This window comes from Spirillospora sp. NPDC000708, from assembly GCF_040299565.1.
Lineage (GTDB): Bacteria > Actinomycetota > Actinomycetes > Streptosporangiales > Streptosporangiaceae > Spirillospora.
Window position 1 is genome coordinate 40,827 of the sequence record NZ_JBEPCJ010000083.1, and the last position, 8,210, is coordinate 49,036.

Genomic DNA, 8,210 nt, shown 5'->3' on the forward strand with positions numbered 1-8,210 from the left:
TCACGTGGTGTTCCCTTCCTGGTGGTAGACCGCATGCCAGATGCGGTTGCGGATCTCCGCGAACTCCGGGGACAGCCGCACCTCCTCGGTGCGGGGGCGCGGCAGGCCGACGTCCACGACCTCCTGGACGCGGCCCGGCGAGGCCATGACGACGACCCGGCCGCCGAGGTAGACGGCCTCGTCCACGTCGTGGGTGATGAACAGGACCGTGCGGCGCTCCCGGCCCCAGATGTCGAGGAGCCGGTCCTGCATGCGGACGCGGGTCAGCGCGTCGAGGGCGCCGAACGGCTCGTCCATCAGCAGGATCCGCGGCTCGGCGGCGTAGGCGCGGGCGAGCGCGCAGCGCTGCCGCATGCCGCCCGACAGCGTCCGCGGATGGGCGTCGGCGAAGTCGCCGAGCCCGACGAGGTCGATGAAGTGCTCGGCCCGCGCCCGGCGCTCCCGCCGCGGCACCCCGGCGACCTTCAGCCCGAACTCGACGTTCCCCCGCACGGTCAGCCAGGGGAACAGCGCGTACTGCTGGAAGATCACGCCGCGTTCCGGGCCCGGTCCGGTGACCGGGCGGCCGTCCACCAGCACCTCGCCGGAGGTCGGCGGGACGAGCCCGGCCGCGACGCCGAGCAGCGTGCTCTTGCCGCAGCCGGACGGGCCGACGACGGTGACGAACTCCTCGTCGGCGATGCCGAGGTCCACCCGGCCGAGCGCGGTGACGGCGGTCCCGCCGCCGGCGGCCGGGTAGACCTTCCCCACCGCGCGGAACTCGATCTTGGCGGCGTCCGGCGGGGCCGCCTTCGCCGCTCGCGCGCCCTCCGGGCGCGTCCCGCTCACCGGCGGTCCTGCCAGCCGCCGAGCCGCCGCTCCGCGAGCAGCAGCAGCTGGTCCATGAGCAGGCCGAGCACGCCGATCGTGATCAGCCCGACGAAGATCGTGGGGAGGTCGTAGTAGACCTGGGCCTGCTGCATCCGGAAGCCGAGCCCCTGCTGCGCGGCGATCAGCTCGGCCGCCACCAGGGTGGCCCACGCCGAGCCGAGCCCGATCCGCATCCCGACGACGATGAACGGCGTCGAGGCCGGGACGACGACGCGGGTGAAGATGACCCGGTCCCCGGCGCCGAGCACCCGTGCCGCGTTGACCAGCGTTGGGTCCACCCCGATCACGCCCTGAAAAGTAGAGATCACGCACGACAGGAACGCGCCCAGCGCGATCACCAGGATCTTCGGCGTCTCGCCGATGCCGAGCACGACGATGGCCAGCGGGATGATCGCCAGCGGCGGGATCGTCCGGAAGAACTGCACCCACGGCTCCAGCAGCCCGCGCGCGACGCCGTACCAGCCCATCAGGAAGCCGGCCGGGACCGCCAGGGCCGTCCCCAGCGCGAACCCGAGGAGCACCCGGCGCAGGCTGGCCAGCGCGTCGCCCTCCAGCGTCCCGTCGCCGAGCAGTTCGGCCGCGCGGTGCGCCACCCGGACCGGGCCGGGCAGCCCCTGGACGCCGAGGCCCGCGAGGAGCGCCCAGAGCCCGATGCCGAGCAGCAGCGCGATGAGGTTGAGGCCGAGTCCGCGCGCGCGGGACGGCACCCTCCGGCGCCGGGCCTCGCGCACCGGCTGCGGTGCCGGTGCGGTCACGGTGCCCAACGCCCCACCTCCTCGGACGAGAGCTCCAGGGTGCGCAGCTCGTGGGCGCCGTCCGCCCGGGTCATCTCGTAGTAGAGGCGCACGCGCCCGCCGTCCTGCGGGACCGCGTCCACGTACCGCACCGATCCCGTCCCGGACGCGGACGCGACCGCCGGCCCGTCCGGCGTCAGCCGCTTCCAGCCGAGCAGGTCGGACGACCAGGCGAGCCCGGTCTTCTCCTCGTAGTTGCGGGTGTGGTCGGCCTCGCCGTCGTAGAAGCCGAGGTATCCGCCGCCGGTCTCCACGATGCTGTTGAGGCGGGCGGCCCAGCGGTCCCAGCCGGTTCCCGGCGCGAAGACGGTCCCGCGCCACTTCCACGTCGTCCCGTCGTCGGCGCTCTCGGCGAGCGCCGACACCGAGTCCGACAGGCCCGTGTTGTGAATGTCGGCGGTGGCGTGGGCGCGCTCGCGGTCCTCGTCCGAGAGCGCGGCCCGCGCGGCGCTGACCAGCATCACCAGGCGCCCGTCCGCGGTGCGCACGACCCGCGGGTCCTTGACGCCCTCCGTGCCGGTGGCCGCCGCGGTGAACACCGGGCGCCGCGCCGCCACGTCGAACCCGTCGGGCGCCGCCGCCTCGGCCACGTCGATCCGCCACCGGCCGTCGGCCGGGTCCACGTAGCTCAGGTACAGCTGGTACACGCCGTCCAGCCGCCGGTACAGGCTGAAGCGCTCCATCGAGGGCGTGCCCAGCTCGCCCTTCTCCACGGCCCAGACGTCCTCGAACGCCAGCCCGTCGTCGCTCACCGCGATCGCGCAGCGCCAGCCGCGCTCCGTGCCGGCGGCGCCGCGCGGCCGCCGGCGCCGGTACGTCAGCAGGTGGCGGCCCTCGTCGCGCAGGACGCCGGGACAGCCCACCCAGTAACCGGGCTCGGCCCGCTCGGGCTCGAACACCGTGACGCCCGCCTCGGGGTCGAAACTCATACGGGGGTCCCTCCTGCCATCAGAAACGGATAGCCCGCCAGGAGCGGGGAGTCATGGGCCACCAGGGCGATCGCGCCGAGCGCGCCCGCCCCGGGGCCGAGTGCCGCCGGGCTCAGCCGCAGGTCGCCGCGGACCATCGGGAGCGCGTGCCGCCGCAGCGCCTCCTCCGCCGGGCCGAGCAGCGCTTCGCCGGCGGCCGCCAGCTCGCCGCCCACCACGACCCGCTCGGGGGCCACGGTGTTGCAGACCCCGGCGAGGACGAGGCCGAGCGCCCGCCCGGCCCGCTCGAACGCCGCCCGCGCCGCGGCGTCCCCCGCCTCCAGCGCGGCGAGCGCGCCGGGCAGGTCGTCGCTGCCGCTCGCGTCCAGGACGGCGGGGATCGACGCGTAGGTCTCCAGGCAGCCGCGGCCGCCGCACCCGCACGGCGGTCCCGCAGCGTCCACCGGCACGTGCCCCACCTCCCCGGCCGTGCCATCGGCGCCGCGCAGCAGCCGCCCGTCCGCCACGATGCCGCCGCCGACGCCGTCCGAGAGCCGCACGTAGACCAGGTCGGACGAGCCCGCCCCGGCACCCCGCACGGCCTCCGCCAGCGCCGCCAGCCGGGTGTTGTTGTCGGCGGCGACCGGCACCCCGAAGTGCTCGCCGACCGCCTCCGCGACCTCCCGCGCCGCGCCGCCCGGACGCCCGTCGCGGCCCCGCGGCACGGGCCCGGTCACGCCGACGCCGACGCCCGTCAGGGGCCCGAGGTCGACCCGGAACGACTCGATCAGGGCGCAGGCGATCCGGACCCGCCGCGCCCACGGAGTCGACCGGGCGTACGAGCGCGTCCCGGTGGCGGCCACCTGCTGCGCGGCGTCCGCGACGGCCACGTGCACGCGGCGGTGCCCGAAGTCCATCCCGAGCGTCCGGCCGGCGGCGGGGTTCAGCGTGATGAGCTCGGCCGGACGCCCCGGGGCGCGCCGCCCGGTGGCCGCCGCCGTGGTGGTGACCACGGCGCCGCGCTCCTGGAGCGCGCCGACGATGTCCGACAGCGTCGACCGGGACAGCCCCGACAGCCGGGCGATCTCGGCCCGGCTCAGCGGGCCGCGGGCGCGCAGCAGCGCGAGGATCCGCTCCTCGTGCCCGCGCCGGACCAGTCCGAGGACCCCGGGCTCCGCACCGGACGCCATGCCGCTCCCCGTTCTGTCGAGACTCCGGACAAAATCTCCGCTGGTGAGAGAGGAGGCTAACAGCCTCTAAATCGGTTTTCCATACGGATTTAGTGGACTATTGGGTGAAGCGGGTCACAGCGGCCGCGGCGCGCGCGCTCCAGCTAGCCGAGGACGCGCCGCAGCCGGCGCAAGCCCTCGCCGATCTCCGGCAGCGTGACGGCGCCGTAGCCGAACACCAGCCCCGGCACCGCCGGCCCGTCGACGGCGAACTCCGACAGCGCGAACAGCCCGACGCCCTCCGCCAGCGCCTCGCGGACGACGGCGGCGTCGTCCGCCCCGTCCGGCAGCGTCGCGCTCAGATGCAGGCCCGCCGCCGACGGCACCACCTCCAGCCGTCCCGCGAACAGCGTCCCGAGCAGCTCCGCGACCCGCTCGTGCCGGGCCTGGTACTCCCGCCGCGACCTGCGGATGTGCCGCGCCAGCAGGCCCTCGTCGATGAACCGGGCGAGCGCCGCCTGCGTCGGCAGCTCCGCGTGCCACGACGACACGTACCGCGCCATCCGGAACGCGCGGTGCAGCGACGGCGGCGCGACGAGGAACCCGATCCGCAGCACCGGACGCATGATCTTGGAGAAGGTGCCCATGTAGAGCACGCGGCCCCCGTCGTCCAGGCTCTGCAGCGGCTCGATCGGCCGCCCGCCGTACCGGTACTCGGTGTCGTAGTCGTCCTCGACGATCACCACGTCCCGGCGCCGCGCCCACTCCAGCAGCGCGCGGCGGCGCGGCAGCGACATCGGCATCCCCAGCGGGAACTGGTGCGACGGCGTCACGTAGACGGCCCGCGCGTCGTCCGGCAGCGCGTCCACCCGCAGGCCCTCCGCGTCCACCGGGACGCCCCGCACCCGCATCCCCGCCGCGTGCAGCAGCATCCGCACCGGCGGATACCCGGGGTCCTCGACCGCCACCACGTCCCCCGGCTCCAGCAGCACCCGGACCACCAGGTCCAGCGCCTGCTGGATCCCCGACGTCACCACCACGTCCGCCGCCGACGCCCGCACCGACCGCGACACCCCGGCGTGCCGGGCGATCGCCTCCCGCAGCTCCGCCAGCCCCGCCGGGTCCCCGGCCGCCGCCGGATCGCCGAGCGCGGACGGCCGCAGCCGCCCCGCCATGATCCGCCGCCACGACTCGTACGGGAACAGCCGCACGTCCGGCAGCCCGGCCCGGAAGTCCCAGGTGATGCCGGGCATCCGGTGCGGCCACACGCCCACCTCGTCCCAGACCCGGCGGGGCCGCAGCGGCGACGCCACCGGACGCTCCCGCTCCTGGAAACCGGCGTCCCGGACGAACGTCCCCGCCCCCACCCGGCTCTCCAGGAACCCCTCCGCCGCGAGCCGGTCGTAGGCGACCGCCACCGTGTTCCGCGAGATCGCCAGCCGGCGCGCCAGCTCCCGCGTCGGCGGCGCCGCCTCCCCCGCGCGCAGCCGCCCGTCCAGGATCGCGGCCCGCAGCTGCCGGTAGATCTGGCCCGCCAGATCCTTCCGCCCGACGAGGCTCACGTGCAGGTCCACGCGTCCGACCCTAGACCGGCTCAGCCGTTTTCCGCGTTTTTGGCCCTGTACCTGAGCCACTCGCCGTTCCTACGGTGGCCGTATGGACCCGCTGACCGAACTCCTCACCACCGACTTCCGGCCCCTGGACCGCCAGGCCGCCGACCTCTACCTCGCGGCCGTCGCCCAGGTGAAACCCGACGCGCTCGCCCTGCCGACGCCGTGCCCCGACTGGACCCTGCACGGCCTGCTCCGCCACCAGGTCAGCCAGGACCAGGGCTTCGCGGCCGCCGTGCGCGGCGACGGCGCTCGCCTGTCCAACTGGCACGGCGGCGACCTCGGCGACGACCCCTACGCCGCCGCCGCGGCCTCCCTCGACCTCGTCACCGAGGCGTTCGCCGGGACGGCCCTCGACGCCGGGCTCGTCCTCCCCGAGATCCGCGACGGCGGCCCCTTCCCCGCCTCGCTCGCGATCAGCTTCCACTTCGTCGACCTCGTCGTCCACGCCTGGGACGTCGCCGCGACGATCGGCGCGCCCTGGGAACCCGGCGACGACCTGGTCACCGCGTCCCTCCAGGTCGCCGCGATCGTCCCGGCCGGCGCCGACGACCGGGGCCCGGGGACGTCCTTCGCGCCCGTCGTCCCGTCCGCGGACGGCGCGTCCCCCCGGGACCGCCTCCTCGCCCTCCTCGGCCGCTCCCCCTCGTGGACCCGATGAAGAGCTGGCGGCCGGGCCTCGCAGGCGGCCACGGACCGGTGCTGGTGAGCGTCACCGACTTCACCTGCGCCCACGCCTCCGACCTCCCGAAGGTCTACCGGGCCGGCCTGACCCTGCGCCGGGCCTGGCCCGACCTCCAGGGCGCCGTCGGCCTCTGGCTGTGGACGAAGCCGCTGGAACTGCGCAGCGGCTCCGTCTCCGTCTGGGAGTCCGCCGAGGACCTGCACCGCTTCGTCGCCTGGCCCCCGCACGTCGCCATCATGCGCCGCTTCCGGGACCGCGGGACCGTCCGCGCCCACACCTGGACCGCGGACGGCTTCGACCCCGCCGGGACCTGGACGCGCGCCGCCCGCCTGCTGGCTCAGGCCGGGGAGCCCTCGCAGACCGCGCCCCGATAGAAGCCGATCTTGAACTTGACGTGCTCCTGCTGCTCCCGCAGCCGGGCGATCTGCTCCTCCACGCGGCGGTCGTGCGCCTGCAGCAGCTCCAGCCGCTCCCGCACGGTCTCCGCGCCGCCCCGCGCGAGCTCGGAGTACCGGAGCATCTCCGCGATCGGCATCCCCGTCTCGCGCAGGCACCGCAGCATCCCGAGCCACTGCAGGTCGCTGTCGCTGAACACGCGCCGCCCCGAGGCGTTCCGCGCGATCCCCTCGAGCAGCCCGATCTTCTCGTAGTAACGCAACGTGTCGATGCTGAAACCGCTTTTCTCGGCGGTCTCGGCCGGAGAATAGGAGCTCACGCACTCCAGGATCCCACCTGGAGCCCACTCCAGGTCAATCCCCGCCGGCCCGCCGCTCCAGGAACCCCGCCACGGCCTCGGCGAACCACCGGGGGTCGTCGAGCCAGGGAAAATGCCCGGCCCCCGGCTGCACGACCGCCGTCCCCCGCGGGAACATCCCCGCGATCTCTTCCGCGACCCGAGGCGACGGCCCGCCGTCCAGCTCACCGGCCAGGACCAGGACCCGCGCCTCCAGCCCCGCGACGACCTCCCGCGCCGCCTCCGGCGCGAACGCCTCCGGAGACGCGTACAGCTCCGCCGCCTCCTCGTTCGTCTCCGCGACCTCCCGCGCCGCATGCGCGCGCGCCGCCGCGTCCCAACGCCCATAGAAGAACGGCACCACCGCCTCCCAGTCGGCCTCCGACGCACTCCCCGCCCAGACCGCCTCGAACGCGTCACGCCCCGCCGCGAACCAGGGCTCGGCCTTCCGCAACGCCGCCGCCTCCCGGCGATGCTCCACCGTGAAGTCGACCCCCAAGGCGCGCGCCCGCCCCGCGACCAGGACCAACGAGCGCACCCGCTGCGGATGTGCCACCGCATACAGAATCGCGAGGTCGCCACCCGCCGAATGCGCGAGCAGGTCAACCCGCTCCAGCCCCAGATGCCGCCGCAGGGCCTCCACATCGTCGACCTGCCGATCACACCGGTACGTCGTCGTGTCCGCTGGCCTGTCCGAACCGCCGGTGCCGCGCAGATCCAACATGACGAGCCTGCGGCGTCCGGCCAGCCCGCCGAGATCCCCGAGATAGGCGGAGGCCCGCATCGGCCCACCCGGAATGCACAGCAGCGGTTCTCCGCCTGCGTCGCCTGGGCGGTCGGCTTCTCTGGCCATCACGCTGTAGGCGAGACGCGTCCCGTCCTGACTCCTAAAAATCGGCATCCTGCATCTTCGCAGTCAGTGTCGGACGTCGTTCGGCCTTGAGCTTGTTCTCCTCGCGGTGTTCGGGTGCGGGGTGCGGGGGTCAACGTGCCAACGGCTTCTCGAGAGGCACCTGGGTTGGTTCTCGGACGTGGTGCTCGGCCTTTGTGATGGGTGTTCTTGACGATGGAGCGATGGAGCGATGGAGCGATGGAGCGATGGAGCGATGGAGCGATGAGGGCGGAGTGAGGCGGCCGGGCGAGGCGGCCGGGCGAGGCGGCCGGGCGAGGCGGCCGGGCGAGGCGGCCGGGCGAGGCGGCCGGGCGAGGCGGCCGGGCGAGGCGGCCGGGTGTTCGGAGATGGGTGTTCGGAGATGGGTGTTCGGAGATGGGTGTTCGGAGATGGGTGTTCGGAGATGGGTGTTCGGAGATGGGTGTTCGGAGATGGGTGTTCGGGAGAATCGGCGAGAGGGGTGTTCGGGTGGTGGGGTGGCGCTTGCGTACGGGGCCGCCCCTCCAAAGTCAAGGGCGCCTTCGGCGTCGCTTCGCGATGGACTTCGTC

Annotated in this window: 9 protein-coding genes; 2 read left to right on the forward strand and 7 right to left on the reverse strand. The window is 74.7% G+C overall.

Annotation, left to right across the window (positions count from 1 at the left end; all coding sequences use genetic code 11):
- The 5 genes from ABT299_RS40295 to pdxR form a co-directional block, all read right to left on the reverse strand.
- A complete protein-coding gene (locus ABT299_RS40295; RefSeq protein ID WP_500253968.1) occupies window positions 1-828 on the reverse strand; it encodes an ABC transporter ATP-binding protein in 828 nt (275 codons plus the stop codon).
- Window positions 825-1,625: an ABC transporter permease gene (locus ABT299_RS40300; RefSeq protein WP_500253975.1), complete on the reverse strand. Its 801-nt coding sequence runs from the start codon at window positions 1,623-1,625 to the stop codon at window positions 825-827. Before ABT299_RS40300 ends, ABT299_RS40295 begins: the two co-directional genes overlap by 4 nt.
- Window positions 1,622-2,593, reverse strand: a complete 972-nt coding sequence (locus ABT299_RS40305; RefSeq protein ID WP_500253969.1) for a hypothetical protein — start codon at window positions 2,591-2,593, stop codon at window positions 1,622-1,624. The genes ABT299_RS40300 and ABT299_RS40305 overlap by 4 nt, the downstream gene beginning before the upstream one ends.
- Complete coding sequence (locus ABT299_RS40310) at window positions 2,590-3,762, reverse strand: ROK family protein (RefSeq protein WP_500253970.1); 1,173 nt, start codon at window positions 3,760-3,762, stop codon at window positions 2,590-2,592. The genes ABT299_RS40305 and ABT299_RS40310 overlap by 4 nt, the downstream gene beginning before the upstream one ends.
- Window positions 3,763-3,905: 143 nt before the next feature.
- Window positions 3,906-5,315 (reverse strand): MocR-like pyridoxine biosynthesis transcription factor PdxR, encoded by a 1,410-nt coding sequence (pdxR, locus tag ABT299_RS40315; RefSeq protein ID WP_387033197.1) that lies wholly within the window; start codon window positions 5,313-5,315, stop codon window positions 3,906-3,908.
- Window positions 5,316-5,397: 82 nt separating this feature from the next.
- Between pdxR and ABT299_RS40320 the strand changes: the two genes are divergently transcribed.
- Both ABT299_RS40320 and ABT299_RS40325 read left to right on the forward strand, forming a co-directional pair.
- Complete coding sequence (locus ABT299_RS40320) at window positions 5,398-6,012, forward strand: TIGR03086 family metal-binding protein (protein ID WP_500253971.1); 615 nt, start codon at window positions 5,398-5,400, stop codon at window positions 6,010-6,012.
- Window positions 6,009-6,410, forward strand: coding sequence for a hypothetical protein (locus ABT299_RS40325; RefSeq protein WP_500253972.1), 402 nt, complete (start codon window positions 6,009-6,011; stop codon window positions 6,408-6,410). The genes ABT299_RS40320 and ABT299_RS40325 overlap by 4 nt, the downstream gene beginning before the upstream one ends.
- On the opposite strand, the gene ABT299_RS40330 is transcribed toward ABT299_RS40325, so the two are convergent.
- Complete coding sequence (locus ABT299_RS40330; RefSeq protein WP_190867785.1) at window positions 6,374-6,751, reverse strand: MerR family transcriptional regulator; 378 nt, start codon at window positions 6,749-6,751, stop codon at window positions 6,374-6,376. The two genes, ABT299_RS40325 and ABT299_RS40330, sit on opposite strands and share 37 nt — an antisense overlap.
- Before the next feature lie 34 nt (window positions 6,752-6,785).
- Entirely contained in the window at window positions 6,786-7,670 is an 885-nt protein-coding gene (locus ABT299_RS40335) for an alpha/beta fold hydrolase (RefSeq protein WP_500253973.1), read from the reverse strand.
- Window positions 7,671-8,210: the final 540 nt, after the last annotated feature.

Coding starts and splice junctions, on each gene's coding strand:
- ABT299_RS40325 (WP_500253972.1), top strand. CDS start 6,009: ATGAAGAGCTGGCGGCCGGGCCTCGCAGGCGGCCACGGACCGGTGCTG.
- ABT299_RS40335 (WP_500253973.1), bottom strand. CDS start 7,670: ATGCCGATTTTTAGGAGTCAGGACGGGACGCGTCTCGCCTACAGCGTG.
- ABT299_RS40310 (WP_500253970.1), bottom strand. CDS start 3,762: ATGGCGTCCGGTGCGGAGCCCGGGGTCCTCGGACTGGTCCGGCGCGGG.
- ABT299_RS40320 (WP_500253971.1), top strand. CDS start 5,398: ATGGACCCGCTGACCGAACTCCTCACCACCGACTTCCGGCCCCTGGAC.
- ABT299_RS40305 (WP_500253969.1), bottom strand. CDS start 2,593: ATGAGTTTCGACCCCGAGGCGGGCGTCACGGTGTTCGAGCCCGAGCGG.